22 protein-coding genes and 1 pseudogene are annotated in these 21,374 nt (G+C 34.9%); 18 read left to right on the top strand and 5 right to left on the bottom strand.

Annotated features, from left to right (window positions below; all coding sequences use genetic code 11):
- Positions 1 to 41 precede the first annotated feature (41 nt).
- From OPR42_RS02060 to OPR42_RS02125, 14 genes are all read left to right on the top strand, one after another.
- A complete protein-coding gene (locus OPR42_RS02060; protein WP_265041669.1) occupies positions 42 to 1,046 on the top strand; it encodes a major capsid protein in 1,005 nt (334 codons plus the stop codon).
- Positions 1,046 to 1,357, top strand: coding sequence for a head-tail joining protein (locus OPR42_RS02065; RefSeq protein WP_264375743.1), 312 nt, complete (start codon positions 1,046 to 1,048; stop codon positions 1,355 to 1,357). The genes OPR42_RS02060 and OPR42_RS02065 overlap by 1 nt, the downstream gene beginning before the upstream one ends.
- A complete protein-coding gene (locus tag OPR42_RS02070) occupies positions 1,354 to 1,851 on the top strand; it encodes a phage tail protein (protein WP_406848675.1) in 498 nt (165 codons plus the stop codon). Before OPR42_RS02065 ends, OPR42_RS02070 begins: the two co-directional genes overlap by 4 nt.
- Positions 1,848 to 2,324, top strand: a complete 477-nt coding sequence (locus tag OPR42_RS02075; protein ID WP_265041671.1) for a hypothetical protein — start codon at positions 1,848 to 1,850, stop codon at positions 2,322 to 2,324. The genes OPR42_RS02070 and OPR42_RS02075 overlap by 4 nt, the downstream gene beginning before the upstream one ends.
- Complete coding sequence (locus tag OPR42_RS02080; RefSeq protein ID WP_264375430.1) at positions 2,311 to 2,775, top strand: phage baseplate assembly protein V; 465 nt, start codon at positions 2,311 to 2,313, stop codon at positions 2,773 to 2,775. Before OPR42_RS02075 ends, OPR42_RS02080 begins: the two co-directional genes overlap by 14 nt.
- On the top strand, positions 2,772 to 3,026 hold the full coding sequence (locus OPR42_RS02085; RefSeq protein ID WP_264375431.1) for a PAAR domain-containing protein: 255 nt from the start codon (positions 2,772 to 2,774) through the stop codon (positions 3,024 to 3,026). The genes OPR42_RS02080 and OPR42_RS02085 overlap by 4 nt, the downstream gene beginning before the upstream one ends.
- 2 nt (positions 3,027 to 3,028) lie before the next feature.
- Positions 3,029 to 3,364 carry a GPW/gp25 family protein gene (locus OPR42_RS02090; RefSeq protein WP_264375260.1) on the top strand — a complete coding sequence of 112 codons (336 nt, stop codon included), beginning with the start codon at positions 3,029 to 3,031 and terminating at the stop codon, positions 3,362 to 3,364.
- Positions 3,365 to 3,366: 2 nt separating this feature from the next.
- Positions 3,367 to 4,158: a baseplate assembly protein gene (locus OPR42_RS02095; protein WP_265041672.1), complete on the top strand. Its 792-nt coding sequence runs from the start codon at positions 3,367 to 3,369 to the stop codon at positions 4,156 to 4,158.
- Positions 4,143 to 5,297, top strand: a complete 1,155-nt coding sequence (locus OPR42_RS02100; RefSeq protein WP_265041673.1) for a phage tail protein — start codon at positions 4,143 to 4,145, stop codon at positions 5,295 to 5,297. The genes OPR42_RS02095 and OPR42_RS02100 overlap by 16 nt, the downstream gene beginning before the upstream one ends.
- Positions 5,298 to 5,464: 167 nt before the next feature.
- On the top strand, positions 5,465 to 6,169 hold the full coding sequence (locus OPR42_RS02105) for an ankyrin repeat domain-containing protein (protein ID WP_264375435.1): 705 nt from the start codon (positions 5,465 to 5,467) through the stop codon (positions 6,167 to 6,169).
- A gap of 32 nt (positions 6,170 to 6,201) precedes the next feature.
- On the top strand, positions 6,202 to 6,666 hold the full coding sequence (locus tag OPR42_RS02110) for an ankyrin repeat domain-containing protein (RefSeq protein WP_264375436.1): 465 nt from the start codon (positions 6,202 to 6,204) through the stop codon (positions 6,664 to 6,666).
- 4 nt (positions 6,667 to 6,670) lie between these two features.
- Complete coding sequence (locus OPR42_RS02115) at positions 6,671 to 7,105, top strand: DUF2924 domain-containing protein (RefSeq protein ID WP_264375437.1); 435 nt, start codon at positions 6,671 to 6,673, stop codon at positions 7,103 to 7,105.
- Positions 7,099 to 8,592 (top strand): recombinase family protein, encoded by a 1,494-nt coding sequence (locus tag OPR42_RS02120; protein ID WP_265041549.1) that lies wholly within the window; start codon positions 7,099 to 7,101, stop codon positions 8,590 to 8,592. Before OPR42_RS02115 ends, OPR42_RS02120 begins: the two co-directional genes overlap by 7 nt.
- A gap of 640 nt (positions 8,593 to 9,232) precedes the next feature.
- Positions 9,233 to 9,361 (top strand): hypothetical protein, encoded by a 129-nt coding sequence (locus OPR42_RS02125; protein ID WP_265041548.1) that lies wholly within the window; start codon positions 9,233 to 9,235, stop codon positions 9,359 to 9,361.
- Positions 9,362 to 9,484: 123 nt separating this feature from the next.
- On the opposite strand, the gene OPR42_RS02130 is transcribed toward OPR42_RS02125, so the two are convergent.
- Positions 9,485 to 10,507, bottom strand: a complete 1,023-nt coding sequence (locus tag OPR42_RS02130; RefSeq protein ID WP_264375440.1) for an IS110 family RNA-guided transposase — start codon at positions 10,505 to 10,507, stop codon at positions 9,485 to 9,487.
- 198 nt (positions 10,508 to 10,705) lie between these two features.
- Here OPR42_RS02130 and OPR42_RS02135 point away from each other — a divergent pair.
- Positions 10,706 to 11,848 (top strand): annotated as a pseudogene (locus OPR42_RS02135) (IS256 family transposase).
- An 85-nt stretch (positions 11,849 to 11,933) separates the two neighbouring features.
- Here the strand turns inward: OPR42_RS02135 and OPR42_RS02140 are convergent.
- Entirely contained in the window at positions 11,934 to 14,015 is a 2,082-nt protein-coding gene (locus OPR42_RS02140; protein WP_458694729.1) for a cytochrome c-type biogenesis CcmF C-terminal domain-containing protein, read from the bottom strand.
- A 203-nt stretch (positions 14,016 to 14,218) separates the two neighbouring features.
- Between OPR42_RS02140 and OPR42_RS02145 the strand changes: the two genes are divergently transcribed.
- The 3 genes from OPR42_RS02145 (at position 14,219) to OPR42_RS02155 (ending at position 16,891) form a co-directional block, all read left to right on the top strand.
- Positions 14,219 to 14,968: a hypothetical protein gene (locus tag OPR42_RS02145; RefSeq protein WP_265041676.1), complete on the top strand. Its 750-nt coding sequence runs from the start codon at positions 14,219 to 14,221 to the stop codon at positions 14,966 to 14,968.
- Positions 14,969 to 15,045: 77 nt separating this feature from the next.
- Positions 15,046 to 16,398 (top strand): IS66 family transposase, encoded by a 1,353-nt coding sequence (gene tnpC, locus OPR42_RS02150; protein WP_265042338.1) that lies wholly within the window; start codon positions 15,046 to 15,048, stop codon positions 16,396 to 16,398.
- A gap of 193 nt (positions 16,399 to 16,591) precedes the next feature.
- Positions 16,592 to 16,891 carry a hypothetical protein gene (locus tag OPR42_RS02155; protein ID WP_265041678.1) on the top strand — a complete coding sequence of 100 codons (300 nt, stop codon included), beginning with the start codon at positions 16,592 to 16,594 and terminating at the stop codon, positions 16,889 to 16,891.
- 337 nt (positions 16,892 to 17,228) lie between these two features.
- Here the strand turns inward: OPR42_RS02155 and radC are convergent, their stop codons facing one another.
- From radC to tnpC (OPR42_RS02170), 3 genes are all read right to left on the bottom strand, one after another.
- Complete coding sequence (gene radC, locus OPR42_RS02160) at positions 17,229 to 17,909, bottom strand: RadC family protein (RefSeq protein ID WP_264375899.1); 681 nt, start codon at positions 17,907 to 17,909, stop codon at positions 17,229 to 17,231.
- 322 nt (positions 17,910 to 18,231) lie between these two features.
- Positions 18,232 to 19,509 (bottom strand): IS4 family transposase, encoded by a 1,278-nt coding sequence (locus OPR42_RS02165; protein ID WP_265041416.1) that lies wholly within the window; start codon positions 19,507 to 19,509, stop codon positions 18,232 to 18,234.
- 322 nt (positions 19,510 to 19,831) lie between these two features.
- On the bottom strand, positions 19,832 to 21,184 hold the full coding sequence (gene tnpC, locus OPR42_RS02170) for an IS66 family transposase (RefSeq protein ID WP_265042338.1): 1,353 nt from the start codon (positions 21,182 to 21,184) through the stop codon (positions 19,832 to 19,834).
- Positions 21,185 to 21,374 lie beyond the last annotated feature (190 nt).

The raw sequence follows: 21,374 nt of genomic DNA on the forward strand, positions 1-21,374 counted from the left end.
TTAAAAAAACTATTAAAAATACAAAAGGGGGAAAAGAAAAAATGCAAAATCCATTTACAAATACGGCATTTAGCATGACGGCACTAACAAATGCGATGAATATATTGCCGATAAATTATGGACGTGTTGAAAATTTAAACTTGTTTCCAAATAGGTCAGTAAGATTTAGACATATCACCATAGAAGAACATAATGGAGTTTTAAGTTTATTACCAACACAAATACCAGGAGCACCAGCAACAGTAGGAAAAAGAGGAAAAAGAAAGGTAAGAACATTTACGATTCCGCACATTCCGCATGATGATGTAGTGCTGCCAGAGGAAGTACAAGGAATAAGGGCATTTGGATCAGAGAGTGAACTTAAAGCGCTGGCAGATGTAATAACTGATCATTTGCAGCTAATGAGAAACAAACATGCAATAACATTAGAGCATTTGCGAATGGGAGCGCTAAAAGGAATAATTTTAGATGCTGATGGGTCAGAATTATTAAATCTGTACAACGAATTTGAAATAACACCAAAAGTAGTAAATTTTGCACTAGGAACTGCAACAACTGATGTAAAGCGTAAGTGTATGGAAGTACTCCGGCATATAGAAGATAATCTAAGTGGTGAATATATGACAGGAATTCATGCTTTAGTAAGCCCTGAGTTTTTTGATGCACTTACTTCTCATACTAAAGTAAAAGAAGCATACGAGAGATGGCAAGAAGGAGCAGCATTAAGGAACGATATGAGATCAGGATTTACGTTCTGTGGAATAACGTTTGAGGAATATAGAGGGCAAGCAACTGATCCTGAAGGAACCGTAAGAAGATTTATAGAAAGAGATACAGGACATTGTTTTCCACTAGGAACAGCAAGTACGTTTACGACATATTTTGCACCAGCAGACTTTAATGAGACGGTGAATACGCTTGGTCAGCCATTATATGCAAAACAAGAGCCAAGAAGATTTGATAGAGGAACAGATTTACATACGCAGTCAAATCCATTGCCAATGTGCCATCGTCCGGCAGTTTTGGTAAAAATTAGTTCTAGTTGATGAATATAGGAAAATTATTGGAAGATTGTTTTGAGCATCTAGGAGTGGAAGCCATATATTGTAATAAAAATAAGGAGAGTATTCGTAAAATGAAAGTGCTAATTAAACGTCCCGATACTACGTATTCTTTAGGTGCAGATGGAGCATTAACTCAGCAAATTGCTTCTATAGAAATACGTGATCAGGACGTTACTTCCTTTAGCATAGGTAATTATATCAAGATTGAAAAAAGGTTCTACAAGATTTTTGAACCACCGTTAAAAGATTCTTCGAGTGAAATATGGAAAATTGAGGCAATAGAAAGTGTTTGATTAGTAACAATATTAATGAAATAATCTGCAATATTGAAAGAAAAGAGCAGAAAATAAAACTTGCAGCTATAAAAGCGCTGAACAAAACAGCAATATGGCTAAAATCAAAAGCAGCTAAGGAAATCAGTGAGGAAAAGAAAAGTTTGATAAGAAAGAGATTAAGAATTTTTAAGGCGAAAACTAGCAGATTAGAAGTGTTAATTAGAGCAAATCTCTATGACATTAGAGCATCGGCAATTGGCAAAATACAAAAAACAAGAAGAGGATCGAAAGTAGGAAAGTATGAGTTTATAGGAGGATTTGCAGCAGTTATGCCAAAAGGAAATAGCGGTATGTTTAAACGTGAAGGAAGAGCAGCATTGCCAATAAAGGAAGTAAAACTACCGCTGGAACCAGAAGGCTCAAGAATAATAAAAGACCTTGTTAATTATGAGAGTGAGAGAGTGTTTGAGAAATACTTTAAGCATGAGCTAAACTATATTTTAAAGATATGACAAAGTTCTGGACAGATTTACATCAAACAATTTGCAGCACACTGAAGGAAGAAATACCGTCTATACAGACATGTGAAATTTATCCAGCAATAAGAAAAGAATTGATAGCGCCAGCGTTATTTGTAGAGCTTGTGAGTTTAGAATCGGGAAAAGATCCTGGAACAGAAGAATTAGCGCTAAAAGCAAGATTTGAAGCAAGGGTTGTAGTTGATGGAACAGTCGAGGATTCCTCGTTAGTTGTAAGGTCATTAGCAGCAGAAGTAGTAAGAGTAGTGAACAAGAATACCTGGAAAAAGAATGTATCTCCGGCTGAATTTCTTTCTGCAGAGCCTGATGGATTTAGACCCGAATTAGATGCATATTTGGTGTGGATGGTTGATTGGAATCATCAGCTTCATTTAGGTAAATCGATATGGACAGAAAATAAGATTAAGCCACATACGATTACAATAGGAGAAAATGTTAGAGAGTAATTTTGCTATTTCAGAGCTGCAAAGAAAATTAGCAAACATTGTACGAATAGGGCTTGTAAAAGAAGTAGATTATGAAAAAGCAAAAGTAAGAATTAAAATAGGAGAATTTTTAACAGATTGGTTGCCATGGATAACAAGCAAAGCAGGAAAAGATAGAAATTGGTCTCCGCCAGATATTGATGAGCAAGTAGTTATACTTTCCCCGCTGGGAGAATTATCTTTAGGAGTAGTACTTCCTGGAATATATCAACAAAAGTACTCTGCACCAGAAAATAAAAAAGAGGTGAGTAGCTTAACATTTCAAGATGGAACAAAGTTGTCATACGATAAAGATAAACATCATTTAGAGATTGAAGTAGTAGACAAAATAACACTGAAAGCTGGGGAATCGAGCATAGAAATGACAAAAAGTGGAATAAAACTGAAAGCAGAAAGGATCGACTTAAATTGAACAAAGGAATAGTAAGGTTAGGAGACTATTGTGGAAAAGCTATACCACATTTCTGCATTAGCGGAAGTAATAATGTTTTTGTAAACGGCAAGTCAATATGTAGGCAAGGAGACAGTTTTAGTGAAGGAAAAGTAATGATTCAAGGATCAAAAATAGTGTTTGCAAATGGTCTTAGTGTAGGAAGAGTAGGAGATATAGTTTCATGTGGGTTTAAAGTAATAAAAGGCAGTGAAAGCGTCTTTGCAAAATAGAAATGAAGGGTATGGATGCTAAAACAGGAAAGACGTTAGAAGGAATAGAGCACTTAAAGCAGTCGATAATTGATATACTGACCACTCCAGTAAACAGTAGAATCATGAGGAGAGATTATGGGTCTAGGCTATTTGAATTAGTGGATAAACCAATCAGTAGAGATTTAACTATGGAAATCTATGCAGCAACAGCAGAAGCTTTGGAAAAATGGGAAAAGAGATTTAAGTTAGAAAAAGTAAAAGTTGAAGGAGTAAAAGAAGGGAGAGTAACATTGAATTTAGAAGGTGTCTATCTTTCAGAAGGTAAGTTCATAAATATTAATGGAGTAGTTGTTTAAAAATGCAGCAGCCAAATATTATCGAACCACTGAACTTTGAAGAGATTTTTGCTCGGATGAAAGAAGAATTAATAAGTCGAGATAAAAGTTTTACAGCACTAATTGAAAGTGACCCAGCGATAAAGGTATTAGAAGTAGCAGCATGGAGAGAGTTGTTACTCAGAGAAAGAATAAATGAAGCTGTAAAAAGTAATTTACTAAAATTTGCAACAGGAGAAGATCTTGGTAATTTAGCTGAATTTTATGGAGTAGAGAGGCAGAAAGAAGAAGATGACGAACGATTTAGAAAGAGGGTAAAAGCAAAAATAGCAGGTTGGTCAACAGGAGGAAGTAAGGAATATTATAAATATCATGCACTGTCAGCAGATAGTAGAGTAAAAGACGCACTAGTGGAATCACCTATACCAGGAAAAGTACAAATTTCAATCTTATCAACACAAACTGGCATAGCGTTAGAAGAGTTACTAGAAATTGTAAAAAAGCAGGTTACTAGAGATGATATAAGGGTTTTAACCGATACAGTAACAGTAATTGGCTGCAATATTATGGAAATAGATATCCACAGCAGAATGAGCATAAGTCCTGTAATATCAGAGGAGGAAATCAAGAAGCAGTTTATTGAGAAGTTTGAATTAGCAAAAAGATTAGGGTGGAGTGTAACAAGATCGTGGATAATAGCGAATCTATTTGTAGATGGTGTAGAAAATGTGGAATTAATAGAGCCAAAAGAGGATGTTGTGGTACTGGGGAATGAGTGTGCAAATTTGCGAAATTTAAAATGCTATTGCCACTAAACGCAACAAAACAAGAAAAAGCATTGGTAGATGCGATAGATTATAAAGTAGATCCAAACTGTATCAGAGGATTTAAGTTTAGTCTTAAAGAAGAAACATTGCCGTGGATAATAGAAGAATATGGTTTAGAAGAGATACTGCGTTGGGTAAAAGATAGAAGAAAAGCCGTAGTAGAAGGAGTAAAATTTCAAAGACTACGTGGAACCCCAGCATCACTCAAAATAGCACTAAAGTGGGCAAATATAGAAGATATTACAATTATTGAAGAGCCACCCGGTAAACACTTTTTTGAGTTGCAAGTAGGGATAAAAGAGGTACCAAATGACTTCTTCGTAGATGCAGTAGTAGAGCTGGCAAAACTATCACTGCCTGTAAGATCCAGACTAATGAGGATTTTTAACGATTATTATAATGTGCAGAGATTTATATTGGATGAGAGTTTATTTGGAGATCTTCTTTCTGATTATTCAGGGGTAAAAATAGAAAAAGATGGACCAGTGTTATCGTTTGGAAGAGTAAATTTTTTCAGGTCTAGTGGTCCAGTTATTAGGATTATAGAAAACTATCTACGCGATCATTATGAACGAGCTTTAAGCAATGATATATATCGCCTAGATGTAGCAATCCTTGGAGAAACCGAGCCTCACACAAGGGATTATAAAGGCATCTATGAAAGAGATCATTTGTGGTACAACTTAAAAGCACTATATCCATTACCACAGAGTTTATTACCATCGATTAAATTTGCAAAAGCGCAGATTGTACTGTCAGATAGCTGGAAATTAGGAGAAATAAATAGCTGTTTTCCGGTTGGTAGAATAGAAGAAGAAGGAAATAAATTTGTATTGGGAAACGATAAACTTTCAGGGCAACATTGGAGTTTAAAACACAAGCCAATTTTAGAAAGGTTTAGCGTTACTCACCACTACAAAATAGAAAACTATACAGATCAGAAGATTACAAAATATGGTTTAGCAGAACACAACGTTTACTATAAAAATGATTTAGAGCAAAAAGACTCAATACACGAGTTAGAAAAGCACATTTTAGTATTTTACCCAGGAGTACTGAAGTGGCACGAACATCGACATTTGCACAGAAGTTGGAAAAATAGTCAAGTGATATCTGTAATAAGTTAAGTACTTATATTTAGATCCTCATATATTATATTAATAATAGGTTAAAATGTATGAAATAAAAAGAAAAGGACTTGCTTTCTCATGCCAAAAAGGACATGACTTGAATAGCGGCAGGTAAATATAAGAAATTTGTCTGGCGCTAGAAAAGCTAGTTTTGTGAGGTAAGTATGAAGTTTAGCAAAGAATCTTTTAGTAAGTTTTTTAAAGAAGTATCAAGTAACGATATTAATAAAAGAAATGAAGAAGGAGAGACGATCTTGCATCAAGCAGTAGAAATCTCTGATTACAAAACGGTGAGATTATTAATAAAAAAAGGAGCAGAGGTAAATGCAAGAGATAAAAATGGTTATACACCTCTACACTGTGCAGTATTTGCAAAAAGCTTAGAAAATGTAAAAGTGTTGCTAAGGTCGGGAGCAGAAGTAAATGCCACTCAATATGTCACTGGATGTACGCCACTCCACTCTGCATGCAAAATAGGAGGAGTTGAAATAATAAAAGAGCTAGTAAAAGCAGGAGCTGAGGTTAATCAACTGAATAAATATGGTGCAACACCAATGTATTACATTTGGGAAAGTGAAAAGTATTGCCTATGTGATAGCAAAGAAAGTGAAAAGGCGAGCAAATTTCTGAGAGAAAAAGGTGGAGTAACAAAAAGTAGAGAACTGACGTGCTATGGAATAGAGAGGCTAGTGGGAGAAATAGCAGACATGTTGAATGGGAGTTATTTACCAGAGTTAAAAATAATAGAGATAGAAGAAATAAGGAAGAGAGACAAATCACTAATAAAGGAAGAATGTCAAAATTTAGCAAGCAAGATAATAAGCAAAGTGAATGAAATGATAGATGAGGTGGTGAGAAGGAAAGCTTAAAAAAAAAGGTCAAAGAAAAGGTGAGGTGGATTATGTTAAAGTTTGGCAAATTTAATAAGTCAGCAGAAGAATTATTAGAGAACTCACATGAAAATATTTATGCAAGAGACGAGAAGGAACTGCATTATGCAGTAGAAGCAAAAACAGTGAGTTTATTAGTTGAAAAAGGAGCGAATGTAAATGCAGTAGATGTAGAAGGATATACAGCACTGCATCTAGCGGTAACGGAGAAACGTCTAGAAATCGTGAGGGAATTGATAAAATCAGGAGGGAATGTAAATGCGGAAGAATATGGAAATAAATGCACACCGCTGCACCTTGCATGCATGATAGGCGAAAAAGAGATAGTGAAAGAATTAGTGAAGGCTGGAGGAGAAATAGAACAAGCGGATAAATTTGGAATGACAGCAATGGATTATGCGAAAAACAGTAAGGAGATCACTGAAATATTGAAGAAAGAAATAGACAGAATTGAGAAGCTATTTATGAAGGGCTAAAAATATGGAGAAGGAAATGGAAAAGAAAGTAATGAATTTAGAGAGAAAACCTTTGAGTGAGCTGAGAAAAACGTGGAAGAAGGTATTTGGGGAAGAGGCACCTAAACATTCAAAGAAATATCTGATACCTAGATTAGCATATAGAATGCAGGAGGAAGCGTATGGAAAAATGTCAAGAAAAGGAGCAAAAAGACTAGAATATCTGGCAGATCGGCTAGAAAAGGGAAAAAGAATAAGTAGCGATAAATTACCAGTAGAAGGGACAGAATTAATACTAGAGAGAGGAGAAGAGACGCATGCAGTAATGGTAACAGATCAGGGTTTAATCTACAGAGAAGAGTTTTACACGTCATTGTCAGCAGTAGCCGGAAAAATAATGGGAATGAGCTACAATGGGCCGCTTCTATTTGGAATGAGAGATAAGGAGAAAGAATGCTGAAAGAGGTAAGATGTGCGATATATACGAGAAAATCAAATGAAGATGGTCTGGAACAAAAGTTTAATAGTCTTGATGCACAACGGGTAGCATGTGAAAAGTACATAAAGAGCAGAGAAGGCTGGGTAATATTGGCCAAAAGGTACGATGATGGAGGCTTCTCAGGAAAGAATTTAGAAAGGCCAGCAATAAAGGAATTATTTGAAGATGTAAAGGCAGGAGAAGTAGATTGTGTAGTAGTGTACACACTAGACAGACTATCAAGAGAAACAAAAGACAGCATCGAAGTAACATCATTTTTTAGAAGACACCGAGTAAATTTTATAGCAGTAACGCAGATATTTGACAATAATACGCCAATGGGAAAGTTTGTACAAACGGTATTGTCAGGAGCAGCACAACTAGAAAGAGAGATGATAGTGGAAAGAGTAAAAAATAAAATAGCAACATCAAAAGAACACGGACTATGGATGGGAGGAACTTTGCCGCTTGGATATGATGTAAAGGATAAAGAATTAATAATAAATGAGAAAGAAGCAAAAGTGGTAAGGTATATATTTGAGAGGTATATGGAGCTGAGATCAATGGCAGAATTGGCAAGGGAGCTAAATAGTCAAGGTTACAGAACAAAATCAGATATCTTTAAAAAAGCGACGGTAAGGAGAATAATAACAAATCCAATATATATGGGAAAAATACGGCATTATGAGAAAGAGTATGAAGGAAAACATGAAGCGATAATAGAAGAAGAAAAATGGCAAAAAGCACAGGAATTGATAAAGAATCAACCATATAGAAAGGCGAAATACGAGGAAGCGCTACTAAAGGGAATAATTAAGTGCAAGAGCTGTGATGTAAATATGACGCTGACATACTCAAAAAAAGAAAATAAAAGGTACCGATATTATGTGTGCAATAACCATTTAAGGGGGAAGGATTGTGGATCAGTGAACCGAACAATAGTTGCTGGAGAAGTGGAAAAAGAAGTGATGAAGAAAGCTGAACAGCTATATGAAAATTGGAAAGAAAAGACCGAAGAAAAATGGAAAAATTTAAGTTTTGGAAAGCAGAAAGAAGTAGTGAAAAAGTTAATAAAGGGAGTAATGGTTAAGGAAGATGGAATAGAAGTGAGTTCTGAATCAGAGGAAAAGTTTATACCAATAAAGAAGAAAGGAAATAAATGCACGGTAGTAGAACCAGAAGGTAAAACAAACAATGCATTACTGAAAGCAGTGGTAAGAGCCCATTCCTGGAAACGGCAACTAGAAGAGGGAAAATACTCAAGTGTGAAAGAGCTGAGTGCCAAAATTAATATAGGTACAAGACGTATACAGCAAATTTTGAGGTTGAACTATTTAGCACCAAAGATTAAAGAAGACATAGTAAATGGGAGACAGCCAAGAGATTTGAAATTAGTTGATTTGAGAGAAATACCGATGCTGTGGAGTGAGCAATTAGAGAAGTTTTATGGTCTTGATTGCATTGTTTAACAAGAGTAGATGAAAACATCGAAGAGAATAGGAAAAGCTGTTGCAAAAAAACTCAAGGATTTATAAGGAAACCACTATTGCAAAATATGAAGGACTTCTAATGCACCAACAGATGTTGAAGAGGTTAAAAATAGTCTTGACGTAAACCAGTGTGACAAAAACTGACATTAAATTATATGAGTATATTAATATAAATAGTAAAGATTTTCAATTTACATATGAAACCAGAGCAAACTATTGAGCAAGAGTCAAACTCACAGAACAACCCTTTATCTGCTGAAATAGAACCATGTTTTTATAGTGAAGGAAATCCCTATATACGAAAAATCATCAAACCAACCAATTGCGGCTGGTGTTGTTGGTGCGTTATTATTGGTGAGCTGTGTTGCGTTTTATGTTTTATTTCGCAGTGGCAGTAGATGTGGTGTATGGGTTTTGCGTTGTATAATGCTACAAAGCCGAATACTAAACTTGAGTAGGTCTATTATCCAGCCTTCTTTGAATCCTGCGCAGTTGAGAAAATCCATAATTATCAAGTAAAACTTTTAAATTAGGTAATTTCTTCTCATTTGGGGGATGTTCAAAAAAGTGTGTCAAACCGAGAAGTAAAATATAATTGAGATAAAAATGGAGGTTTGATATGAGTCAAAGAATAGCAGATAGAACTACTGGTTTGGTAGATTATAAAGAATTAGAAACAAATATCTTGTCGTCTATACGAGAAGGTAGATACCGTCTTGTCAGTCAACAAGAAAATTATAGAAATTGAATCTTAAGCTGTATTACGAAATCAAAAAATACTTTCTATCAACATATACACTAACCAACTACATTAAATAAATTTGTGTAAAATGCTATTTTACATAAGATAGAAAGTACGCATTTTTTGATTTTAAAGTACTAAATTCTCCTCCAACCGCTTTGCCCTGTAATTCTTGATATGGTCAGGATTAAAAGCACTTTTGGATTTTAGAACACCGAAAATGATATGGAGTAGCTTACGCATTGCAGCACCAACGATAGCCATATTATGCTTACCCTTTTCCTTTAATCTCTGGCAAAAACTAATAATGATAGGATTGTGATTCTTAGCTACTATAGCAGGAAAGAAAAGTGCTTTACGTAATGTTTGTGAACCGGATTTACTTAATCTGGGTTTGGCATATACAGAGGAACCTGACGTCATATTTCGTGGTATAACTCCTGTATATGCTGCCAATTGCCTGGCATCTCTAAAAACCTCTATGTCAGGAACTTCAGCTAAAATAGCTATTGCTGATTCTTCTCCTATTCCTGGAATAGTCAATAGAAGTTGAAAATTTTCCAACAATTCTTTATGTTGATTTAATAGTTCACGTACGGAGTTTTTTATTGTTTCTATTTTTTGAGCTATATTCATTGCAAGGTCTTCCCAAGCACTTGCAACTTCTTTAAGCAGTCTCTCTTTTTTTTCTAAGTGGTTATTTACTAATGTTAACTCATCTTTTAACGCAACTGAGCAACGATAAAGATGTTTTAATTTTTTCATTTCAGGAGAAGGTGGTGTCCAACTAGAAGGTTCCTGTCTTTGGCAATAATCAGCAATAACTTCTGCATCGGTCTGATCATTCTTTTGTCGTATCAGCTTACTCCTTGCATAAGATTTTATGCAATAAGGATTTACAACACTAACAGAATGTCCAGCGTTGTGCAGAAACTCAGCCAAAGCTTCGCTATAACAACCAGTAGCCTCCATGCAGGCTTTTACTTCTTCTACATTATGTTTTTGTAGAAAGCTAAGTAAACCTTGAAACCCAGAATCCTCGTTTTTAAAACTCCTTTTTCTAGTTTCACATCTTCCTTTTTTGCTTATGAACGAGAGAAAAACATCAAAGCGATCTTTCGATACATCTATACCTAAAAAGTTGTTGATCATATATAACCCCATGCGTTACCATTAAAAATGAAAAGTAAGGCTAGTCTTGTGAATACAGAATTAGAACCATTTAGGTTTTTCTACGATACCGTCCAGCCTGTACTCTTGAGAAGAGAACTCTTATCTACCTTACAGATTTTATATCTAAGACCACTGACAGAGTTCTTCTCTTCTCCATCTAATGCTTAAGCTTAAAACATTAGATGCTTTTTACAAGATACAAGACCATTAATGGGAAAAGATGGTGCATTAACGCCATTTGTAAAAAGGCTACTTGAAGCAAGCTTGGAGGGTGAAATAGAACATCATTTATCTACTGAAAGCGAAGAAAACAATCGTAGAAACGGAAGGAATGGAAAAACTTTGAAAACAAGTGCAGGTTCATTTGAACTATTGACACCAAGAGACAGAGAGGGAAGTTTTGAACCACAGATAGTGAAAAAAAGGCAAACAACAGAACTTGAAACAAAGATTTTGAGCATGTTTGCCAGCGGTATGAGATATAGAGACATAATGTCACACGTCGAAGAAATTTATGACAACAAGATATCGGTTGCTGAAATATCCAGTATTACTGATAAATTATTGCCAGTGATTAACGAATGGCGCAGTCGTCCTTTACAGGCAGTTTATCCGATAGTTTTTATGGATGGAATGTTCTTTAAAGTAAAAAAGGACGGACGCTGTGTAAGCAAGTGCATGTATAATATATTAGCAAAATGGCAGAAAAGAAGTACTGGGTTTTTACTTAGCAGAAAGCGAGGGAGCTAGCTTCTGGTTAGGCGTATTAAATGACTTGAAAGAGAGAGGAATAGAAGACATTTTGATAGCTTGTGTTAAAAAGCTTTCCTGCAGCTATAAATAGCGTATTTCCTAATGTGGAAGTACAGCTATGTGTAGTGCATCAAATACGGAACTCTCTGAAATACGTATCAAGCAAAAGTTTTCATGAATGATTTGAAAAAAATATACCGCGCTACAAGTAAAGAAATTGCAGAAAATTATTTGCTTGAGCTGGAGGAAAAATGGGGCGAAAAGTATCCATTAGTTGTGAAATCTTGGCAGAATAATTGGGAAAATTTGTCTAGTTATTTCAAGTATTCTGATCCAATGAGGAGAGTAATTTACACCACTAATCCGATAGAGGGACTACATAGACAGATCAGAAAATTCACCAAGACCAAAGGCTCATTTACCAGCACAAATGCCTTGTATAAACAGGTATATTGTGCTATAAAAAAGGTGGAAGAAAAGTGGACGATGCCTGTACGTGATTGGGCATTAACTATGTCACAGCTTGATATTTTCTTTCCTGGTAGATTGAAAATTGAGTTGAGTTGAAAATGTGGTTTGACACACTTTATTTAACACTCCCGAAAGGTTAGTGTTGCTTAGCTTAAGTTTAAATTGCAAAAAAATGCAAACTTTATGATACTGAAGGAACTACTTTTTTGCTAGAAGGCAAAGCAGCAAGGAGCGAACCAAAAGCGATAAGAAAGGATCCAAGCCAGATTATAGACATTCCAGGTTTATAGTGCACTTTAGCTGCAATTTTGCTCTTACTCTTATCAATCTCTCCAATTACAACATAAATATCAGAAAATAAATTGTGGTAGATACTGCTTTCAACATTTTTCTGACCTTCCGCAAGGTAAAATCTATATTCAGGAGTTACTTCACCTAATATCTTATTATTCAGCAAATTCCTGATATCCATTGTACCCCTCACTGCATGGAAATTTTTTTCTTTTATTAGCTCAATATTTCGTAAAGTAACTTTAAATTTATTGACTGTTATGCTGTCTCCTATTCCCAAGTAGTTTTCTTTTTTCTCCTGCCAACCAACTGAATAAGATATACCAAGCACTAGAATTGCCACTCCAGCATGAGCAAGCATCATTGCATAGTAGGACTTAGAAACTCTTCTTGCTAATAAAATTGATTCACCAAATGCTACCTTAAATAAACAAATTCTTTTACTATATGCTTCTAAAACAAAGATTAATAATGCTATGGAGATGGTAATTGATAGCACAATCATTAGCTCCATGTGAAAGATAAACGGCAAAATAGCTGCAGCACTACAAAATGAAAATCTATATTCACGGAATATTGGCAATAGACTATTTCCCTGCCAACTGCAGTATTGCCCTATCATGGTGAGCACTAGAATAGCTAGTGCAATAGAGTTAAATAAAGAATTGTAATATGGTGCTCCAACTGAAATTAATTCACCGGTTAAATACTCAAGCACTGTAGGGTATAAAGTGCCAACGAACACGATGAAAAAGGCAGTGATGAATAATAAATTGTTCATCAGCATCATCGTAAGGCGTGAAAAGAATCTTCTACCCTCTGTCACTTGAGTAGCAGATTTCTTTTCAGATTCCAATATCGAATACTGGAAAGATGTGTGATTCTTTCTCGTAAACACTACAAATATTACTAAGCTACTGACTGTAATTACACCAAGTAGAGCTAATATATACAATCCATATCTTGGGTCATCTGCAAACGTGTGCACTGAGGTAAGTATTCCTGAGCGGACTAGAAATGTTCCAGTCACACTCAATATAAAAGTTGTGAGCGTAAGTAAAATAGCAACATTCCTTAAAGTATTGAAATTTCGTACAACGAGCAACAAATGTGTCAGCGCCACTGCAATTAGCCACGGCATCAAAGAAACGTTTTCCACTGGATCCCAAAACCAAAATCCACCCCAACCGAGTTCACGATATGCCCACCAGCTACCCAAGCTGATGCCCAAAGTGAGCAGCGACCAAGAAATAAGTACCCAAGGCCTGACAATTTTAGCCCAAACATTTCCTTCAGTATTGAAAATTAATCCAGCTATAGAGAGCGAAAAAGGAACGCTAAATCCAAGGTACCCCAAATATAATACCGGTGGATGAATAGCAAGGCCTATATCCTGCAATATCGGATTAAAACCCAGTCCATCTGTTTCAATGCCTGGCATTTTAGTGAAGGGGCTGGATTCAAGTAAAGTGAACAGTAAAAAACAAAAGCAAATCAAGCCTTGGGTGATAAGAGATATTTTTTTTAATTTACTACCATTAGTTCGTTCTGGTGTCATTCCAGTGCTTGACACTGGAATCCAGTTTTTATTACACTGCCATTTGATGTACTCATTTGCAATTAAATTGTCTGGATCCAAGTGTATGGGCACTGGGATGACAGAAGGTATATAAATATCCATTAGTAATAAATACATGACAAGCACTAAGGTCCAAAGCAACATAGACCCTTCTTTATTTCCCCAAACACCACAAATCTTATAGATCAAAGGTTTTGTTGTGTGTGAGTGGTAATATACGTTTTCAAGTGAGAAATCATTTTTAATGTGGCAGTAGATCAAAATAGCCATTGATGCTGACACACAAAAAAATATGGCAGAGGAGACGAATCGGTAAGAACTAAACGGTAGAAACAAATACGTTAAAGATAACAAACAGGCTACCAATAACAACATATTCCCAAATTCAGGCATAAGATTCATATAATGATATTACTAATAATAAATTGGGAGTTAAAGTTTTAATATAGGAACAAAGTTAATCTTCAATTATATTAATAGTAAGTAAAAATTAAGCATTAAGCTTTTATACTTTATATTATATAACATTAATATTGTGAGGTAATATTATGGGCACAACTAAGATTAGTGAATTTCTATTCAATATAAAAGGTAAAGTGGCAAAACAACATGCTGAACCAATAATTGAAAAAAATCTCTATACTATTTTAGGATTCAAAGATGTAGAAGATTTAGAATATAAGACAAGTAAGTCCGTTAACAAAAAAATTTGGCAGCTATTTATTGATTGCTTTACAAAGGAAATAGATTATGTAGCAACTAAGCAAGTTGTAAAAAACGTTGTTTGTAATATTGCCAAAAGTGCCCAAGGCAATGCTTTTACTGAAGCTGAAAGCTTAATCTTAAACGAAAAACAAGATAATAAAAAGAGAGAAAGAGCGATTAAAAAAGCTACTAGTATTTTAAAAAAAATCAATCCAGAAAAAGCCTTCAATGAACTTTCAGTAATAAAAAAACAAGCCGAAGATTTTTTACAAACCGATTTTTATAAGGCGCAGAGCAAACCACTGCCAGGATTTGCTACATCTGGTGCGCAGCTTTTTGCGGAAACTTTGAAATATATAGAAACACTAGAAAAATTATCAGAAGTTAAAAAGGAAGATTTAACTAAGAGTTTCCTATTAAATTATATTAGTTCACTGAACAAAAAGTATCCTAAATCACAAGCTAAAAGGGAAGATGCTATACGAATACTATCAAGCGATGAGTTGAAGAATTTTTATAATAAAGGTGTAGAGGAAGGAATACTACAACCGCTGGTATCATATAAAGAATGCAGAAATCTGTATGATAAAATGAGCCAAACAAAGAATGAATGTATCCGTTCAGAGGTGTGGCAAGGATAAAAAACAATTGACATAATATATTAAAGTAGTAATAACACAAAATGTTGATAGTAAAGTAAGGCTAGATGCTTCAATTGTTGATCAGTATTGTAGAGTTATGTAAAAACTTAGAGCAGAAAGTAGCAAAGCTTGAAGAAAAAAATAAAATCTTAGAAATAGAGAATGCTGAACTAAGAGAGAGACTCGGCTTAAACTCAAGGAATTCATCTTTACCAAGTTCAAAAGAGCTGTACAAAATAAAAAAAGACACACCAGAAGATAAGTCAGAGGGCGGCAGGAAGATAGGTGGTCAAGTTGGACATAAGGGGAATTGCCGAGCTAAAATGGAAGCAGATGAGGTGGTGAAGGTAGAGTTACCAAATAGATGCGAGTGTGGTGAAGAAATCGCAATATCGGAAAAACCATATGTCTATCAAAAAGTTGATTTACCAGAAATTAAGCCTTACGTAGTTGAGTATCAATTAGAACATGGTCGCTGTCGTAAATGCGGAAAAAGAAGGAGTAGCAAATTACCAGAAGGAGTTACACCGGATACCTTTGGTCCTAGAGTTAAGTCAGTAGTTGCATCACTAAGTGGGTTTTATAAGAATTCAAAGCGAGAAATAGCGAATATTATGAAAGACATCTTTAACATGAGTATAAGTGTTGGTAGTGTGTCCAATAGTGAAGCAAGGGTTTCGTCAAAATGTAAAGAAGCCTATGAACAAATAGAGGAAGAAATAAAAGCAAGCGAAATTTTGCATATTGATGAAACCAGTCACTACAACAAAGGCAAATTGGGATGGTGCTGGATGTTTGCCAACAATAAAGCAAGTCTTATGAAGTTAGCAGATACAAGAGGAATGAAATTTTTAAAGAATAGTGCATTTTGTGATTACAAAAACCTGGTAATTACTGACAGATATGCAGTTTACAACCACTTCAGTGATGAAAAACGACAAATTTGTTGGGCTCACTTATTGAGAAATTTCGAGAGGTTATCTCATAGTTGGAATAGTGAAGTAATGAGACTTAGCCATTGTTTAAAAGACGCAGCTAATGGATTGTTTGTATTAAAAAACGCTTTGTCAGAAAATGAAATTAGTATTTCAAAGTTCACTAAGCAAGCTAAAGAATTACGAAGATACATACAGTACTGCATGATAAAAATATCTTATATACTTGAAGCAAAAGGAGCTTCACGAACGGTAAAGGGTATTATAAAATCCGAGTCAATGATGTGGACATTTTTGGATGACCCAGAGAATATTCCATTAACGAATAACCATGTTGAGCGACAGATACGGCATTATGTTGTCTATCGTAAGAATTCATATTTTGCACAGTCAGAGCGAGGGAATAGATTTCTTGAGCGGATAATTTCGTTGTATCTGACTTGGAAACAAAAGGAATTAAACCCTTTTCAAAACCTGCTAGCTGTTGTTTCTTAAACCACACCTCTGAACGGATACGAATGAATGTATAATCAAAAAAGAAGAGCATGAGAAAGCAAGTAAGTCAATAACCAGTATAATTAGTGACATAAAAAAATGTAGAGAAGCAGTCCTTAATTGCAAAAATTTTCAGAGCTCCTACATAAAGGAAAAAGCAGAACACCCATTTAGAGGCACCTCATGTCAAAAAATGATTGATATATATCAAGAGAGAATTGCTGGATATCAGGAAAAAATTCGTCAAAACCTAAACCAAATAAGAGCAATATTAAAAGATACGCCGCAAGATGTGGAGGAAATAATCAATTGTGTGCATGAAGCAGAGCAGTATGATGAAATTTTTGATTCGGCTTTAATTTGTTTACCGAACATACAGAATAAGCTAGATATTCAACCAGAAAATCCCCTAACAGAACTCAGAGCTTCACAAATTAACGTTGAAATTGAGCTAACTAGGCTCTGTGAACAAAATATTAGAGTAAGCATGTGAGTGCTTCAACAAAATTCAAAAAACCAATAAAGACCTCATAAGTCTTATCAAAACAGGAGATTTCTAATAGTGGCAAATACCATGTATTTCTTTCAATTTGCCACTATTACGCCATCTAAATCACACATTGTCTTCCAGAAGGAAAATTTTTGTTCCACTGGCAACCACCTCATGTATAGCTTTATAGCTCTTCTCACAATAATCCGAACAGGTCATAATAACATACTGCTGGCCTCTTGGCTTATAATAGCTATAAAGACGTTTTTACCTCCGTTCGGACTATTATAAGAAGAGCTATACTTCCATAATAAGAAAAATGGCAAAAGCAATTTTAGATCTACTCTAATAAAAGCCTATTTTCCTTGAAACTAAAATAGCTACTAAATGTGATAATAATATGATCTATTAATTCTATTCCTATGCTTTTGCAAGCTTCTGCAAGCTGTCTGGTGAGAAACATATCGCTACTTGAAGGCTGTATATCTCCACTTGGGTGATTGTGGGATATTACAATCGATGTTGAGCCAATCAAAAGAGCGCGTTTTATGATCTCTCTAACATAAAGAGGAGTTTGATCTATTGTACCAAAGTTTTGTAGATCTTCTGCTATTAGACGATATCTTTTATTCATATAGATAACGCGAAAATTTTCTTTATTAAGGCTTCCTATACTTGCTTTTAAATAATCAAGCAATTTTTCCCAATTATTGATTATAGGTAGGTCCTTTACTTCTTCTCGTGCAGAACGAACAAAAGCCTGTTTAACACAAAAGATAGCAGATATAGCTGCATTACTAACTCCTTCGATATTCTGCAGTGCTTCTAAATCGGCATTAAAAACCTTATTTAAACTACCAAAATTTTCTATCAAACTCTTTGCTACTGGCTTTACATCAATTCTACTATATGCTGAATATAAAATGTGTTCTAAAATCTCATAATCAAGTAATGATTGTCCGTTATCTGAAATAATTCTCTCTCTTAGGCGCTTTCTATGACCTTTTTTGTAATCTTTCATTATTCATGAATTGCTTATCTCTTATAATAAGAAATTGAATTTTTAAGTAAAATATTTAATAAAATATATGAAGCATAATTGTAAATTTTTGAAAACAGCAAATGAAAGTAGCCCCTCTCTTGTCATCACTGCCATTAAGTTAAGGGAAAGAGAAGTTAAGATTGGACAAAAAATTTGAAGTGATTGATAATTATGGTAAATACTAGGGTGAATTTTTAAGAAAAGGGAGTCTGAAAAGTGCAAGTTATTTAAAAAAGTAATAATTGCAGGTTATTTTGCAAAGAATGTACTAATGCAATGATACTGAAAAGATATCTTGAATTTAAAACACATGTTTTCTAGCTCTTTTCTGGTAGTTGAGTGAACGAATATCAGATATCTTATGACGATCAACTCTTCTCCCTTTTCTCACCACTAAAGTGTTCATCAAAAATAACTGTGATAGTCGATACATAATGCAGTCTATGTCTGACTCTGTAGAAAAAATATCAAAGGCTAAGTTTTTAATCGCATTAAATGAGACAGATTTATTGATGCTTTTTTTTAGTTTACTATTCTGTGAGCTCAATGTCTCTTCATCATCTTCTATCATGATACTTTCTAGATTACTGATGAAGATAGTTGACCAAAAATCCTGCTTGATAGTTTCAATACTTTTTCCTGTGAAATTCTCTAAATTTAATCTTCCCTTCAGCCTAGAAAAAAATGTTTCTACTCCCCAGCGCAAGTAATATAATCTCTCAAACTCTTCAACTGTAAAACGTTTCTCATCTAACAGAGATGTTACTAACACTTCAACTTCGCCAGAAGAAAGTATTATTTTGACTAACCTGAATTTCATCTCATCAGGTAATCCTAGCTTTCGTAGCTGTCTTGCTACTTTAATAGGTGCGGTAGACACTACCACCGTACTAGATGGGCTTTCCGGCTTAAACATAGTGTTTATTTCATTGAAAGACGAACTTGAACAGCGAATTATATAATTGATTTTCCTTCCTGTAAGCTCAGCAAGAAATCGATAAGATACGTATCCTCTATCACAGATTAACAAATCGTCTGATTTTATGGATTCAAGCATACCGATTGCTAAATCAACCTCATAGCTGTCACCTCTACTTAGCACAGATTTTATTGCAATATTATTTAGCACATCGTAGCAAACTTCAAAGGTTGCACTTGTATAGTCTTCAAATCTCTGGATTCCATTCCATACTGCTCTTGAGCCAAACTCACCTATTATTTTGTCGCTCTTTGGCAGAATCAGTATTGAAGCATCAAATGCAAGTACTCTGAAGCCATGGTGGGTTTTAAATTCCTGATCTTGGTAGTATAGGGAAACTATATCATCATTTAACTCTGAAAACGCAGTATGTTTTAGCTTCTTTCTTGCTTGAGTAAATGCACTTGCCGTAATTGTATAATCTTTTCTTGTATGCAGAACAAACTCATTAAGCATCACTTGTAATGACTTTACACTCTTTCTAAAAATCAGGAGAAATACATTAACGAAGGGCAGCTTTCTTTTTCGTGAGAAGTCTTTTGAGGATGCTCTGTGTGCGTTTATAAAGTTTAAACTCATCAATTTATTTTTTATAAACATGATTATTCTTTTTTTTACTCATGTCATTACTTCTTTTAATTTGTGAATCTTACCTGATTTTATAATACAGTTCATCACTTTTCCTTAACTTAATGGCAGTGCTCTTGTCATCTCCTGCTCCCTCCTTCTATGTCATCCCAGTGCTCCTTCTATGTCATCCCAGTGCTTGACACTGGTTTCTTACCAACAAAAACCTAGCATAACTTTTGTGCTCAAAAAATTTCCAGCATCAAGTGCTGGCCTGAAGCTTTAGCTGTAAATGTTAAGAAATTTACCAAGCGAAAAAAAAGGCAAAAAAATCGTATCCGTTCAGAGGTGTGGTTTAAGAAACAACAGCTAGCAGGTTTTGAAAAGGGTTTAATTCCTTTTGTTTCCAAGTCAGATACAACGAAATTATCCGCTCAAGAAATCTATTCCCTCGCTCTGACTGTGCAAAATATGAATTCTTACGATAGACAACATAATGCCGTATCTGTCGCTCAACATGGTTATTCGTTAATGGAATATTCTCTGGGTCATCCAAAAATGTCCACATCATTGACTCGGATTTTATAATACCCTTTACCGTTCGTGAAGCTCCTTTTGCTTCAAGTATATAAGATATTTTTATCATGCAGTACTGTATGTATCTTCGTAATTCTTTAGCTTGCTTAGTGAACTTTGAAATACTAATTTCATTTTCTGACAAAGCGTTTTTTAATACAAACAATCCATTAGCTGCGTCTTTTAAACAATGGCTAAGTCTCATTACTTCACTATTCCAACTATGAGATAACCTCTCGAAATTTCTCAATAAGTGAGCCCAACAAATTTGTCGTTTTTCATCACTGAAGTGGTTGTAAACTGCATATCTGTCAGTAATTACCAGGTTTTTGTAATCACAAAATGCACTATTCTTTAAAAATTTCATTCCTCTTGTATCTGCTAACTTCATAAGACTTGCTTTATTGTTGGCAAACATCCAGCACCATCCCAATTTGCCTTTGTTGTAGTGACTGGTTTCATCAATATGCAAAATTTCGCTTGCTTTTATTTCTTCCTCTATTTGTTCATAGGCTTCTTTACATTTTGACGAAACCCTTGCTTCACTATTGGACACACTACCAACACTTATACTCATGTTAAAGATGTCTTTCATAATATTCGCTATTTCTCGCTTTGAATTCTTATAAAACCCACTTAGTGATGCAACTACTGACTTAACTCTAGGACCAAAGGTATCCGGTGTAACTCCTTCTGGTAATTTGCTACTCCTTCTTTTTCCGCATTTACGACAGCGACCATGTTCTAATTGATACTCAACTACGTAAGGCTTAATTTCTGGTAAATCAACTTTTTGATAGACATATGGTTTTTCCGATATTGCGATTTCTTCACCACACTCGCATCTATTTGGTAACTCTACCTTCACCACCTCATCTGCTTCCATTTTAGCTCGGCAATTCCCCTTATGTCCAACTTGACCACCTATCTTCCTGCCGCCCTCTGACTTATCTTCTGGTGTGTCTTTTTTTATTTTGTACAGCTCTTTTGAACTTGGTAAAGATGAATTCCTTGAGTTTAAGCCGAGTCTCTCTCTTAGTTCAGCATTCTCTATTTCTAAGATTTTATTTTTTTCTTCAAGCTTTGCTACTTTCTGCTCTAAGTTTTTACATAACTCTACAATACTGATCAACAATTGAAGCATCTAGCCTTACTTTACTATCAACATTTTGTGTTATTACTACTTTAATATATTATGTCAATTGTTTTTTATCCTTGCCACACCTCTGAACGGATACAAAAAATCCCCGTGTAACGAGTTTTGACCCTATAATAATGTAAATTGGCGCTGTAATAATGTGCTAACGCTTAAAATAAGCGCG

Source organism: Wolbachia endosymbiont (group B) of Melanostoma mellinum, assembly GCF_947251465.1.
In the GTDB taxonomy this organism is placed as follows: domain Bacteria; phylum Pseudomonadota; class Alphaproteobacteria; order Rickettsiales; family Anaplasmataceae; genus Wolbachia.

Excerpts from the sequence above, each read along its gene's own strand:
- OPR42_RS02060 (WP_265041669.1), top strand. The coding sequence starts at position 42 with ATGCAAAATCCATTTACAAATACGGCATTTAGCATGACGGCACTAACA.
- OPR42_RS02065 (WP_264375743.1), top strand. The coding sequence starts at position 1,046 with ATGAATATAGGAAAATTATTGGAAGATTGTTTTGAGCATCTAGGAGTG.
- OPR42_RS02075 (WP_265041671.1), top strand. The coding sequence starts at position 1,848 with ATGACAAAGTTCTGGACAGATTTACATCAAACAATTTGCAGCACACTG.
- OPR42_RS02080 (WP_264375430.1), top strand. The coding sequence starts at position 2,311 with ATGTTAGAGAGTAATTTTGCTATTTCAGAGCTGCAAAGAAAATTAGCA.
- OPR42_RS02090 (WP_264375260.1), top strand. The coding sequence starts at position 3,029 with ATGAAGGGTATGGATGCTAAAACAGGAAAGACGTTAGAAGGAATAGAG.
- OPR42_RS02095 (WP_265041672.1), top strand. The coding sequence starts at position 3,367 with ATGCAGCAGCCAAATATTATCGAACCACTGAACTTTGAAGAGATTTTT.
- OPR42_RS02100 (WP_265041673.1), top strand. The coding sequence starts at position 4,143 with ATGCTATTGCCACTAAACGCAACAAAACAAGAAAAAGCATTGGTAGAT.
- OPR42_RS02105 (WP_264375435.1), top strand. The coding sequence starts at position 5,465 with ATGAAGTTTAGCAAAGAATCTTTTAGTAAGTTTTTTAAAGAAGTATCA.
- OPR42_RS02110 (WP_264375436.1), top strand. The coding sequence starts at position 6,202 with ATGTTAAAGTTTGGCAAATTTAATAAGTCAGCAGAAGAATTATTAGAG.
- OPR42_RS02115 (WP_264375437.1), top strand. The coding sequence starts at position 6,671 with ATGGAGAAGGAAATGGAAAAGAAAGTAATGAATTTAGAGAGAAAACCT.
- OPR42_RS02120 (WP_265041549.1), top strand. The coding sequence starts at position 7,099 with ATGCTGAAAGAGGTAAGATGTGCGATATATACGAGAAAATCAAATGAA.
- OPR42_RS02125 (WP_265041548.1), top strand. The coding sequence starts at position 9,233 with ATGAGTCAAAGAATAGCAGATAGAACTACTGGTTTGGTAGATTATAAA.
- OPR42_RS02130 (WP_264375440.1), bottom strand. The coding sequence starts at position 10,507 with ATGATCAACAACTTTTTAGGTATAGATGTATCGAAAGATCGCTTTGAT.
- OPR42_RS02140 (WP_458694729.1), bottom strand. The coding sequence starts at position 14,015 with ATGCCTGAATTTGGGAATATGTTGTTATTGGTAGCCTGTTTGTTATCT.
- OPR42_RS02155 (WP_265041678.1), top strand. The coding sequence starts at position 16,592 with ATGATTGATATATATCAAGAGAGAATTGCTGGATATCAGGAAAAAATT.
- radC (WP_264375899.1), bottom strand. The coding sequence starts at position 17,909 with ATGAAAGATTACAAAAAAGGTCATAGAAAGCGCCTAAGAGAGAGAATT.
- OPR42_RS02165 (WP_265041416.1), bottom strand. The coding sequence starts at position 19,509 with ATGTTTATAAAAAATAAATTGATGAGTTTAAACTTTATAAACGCACAC.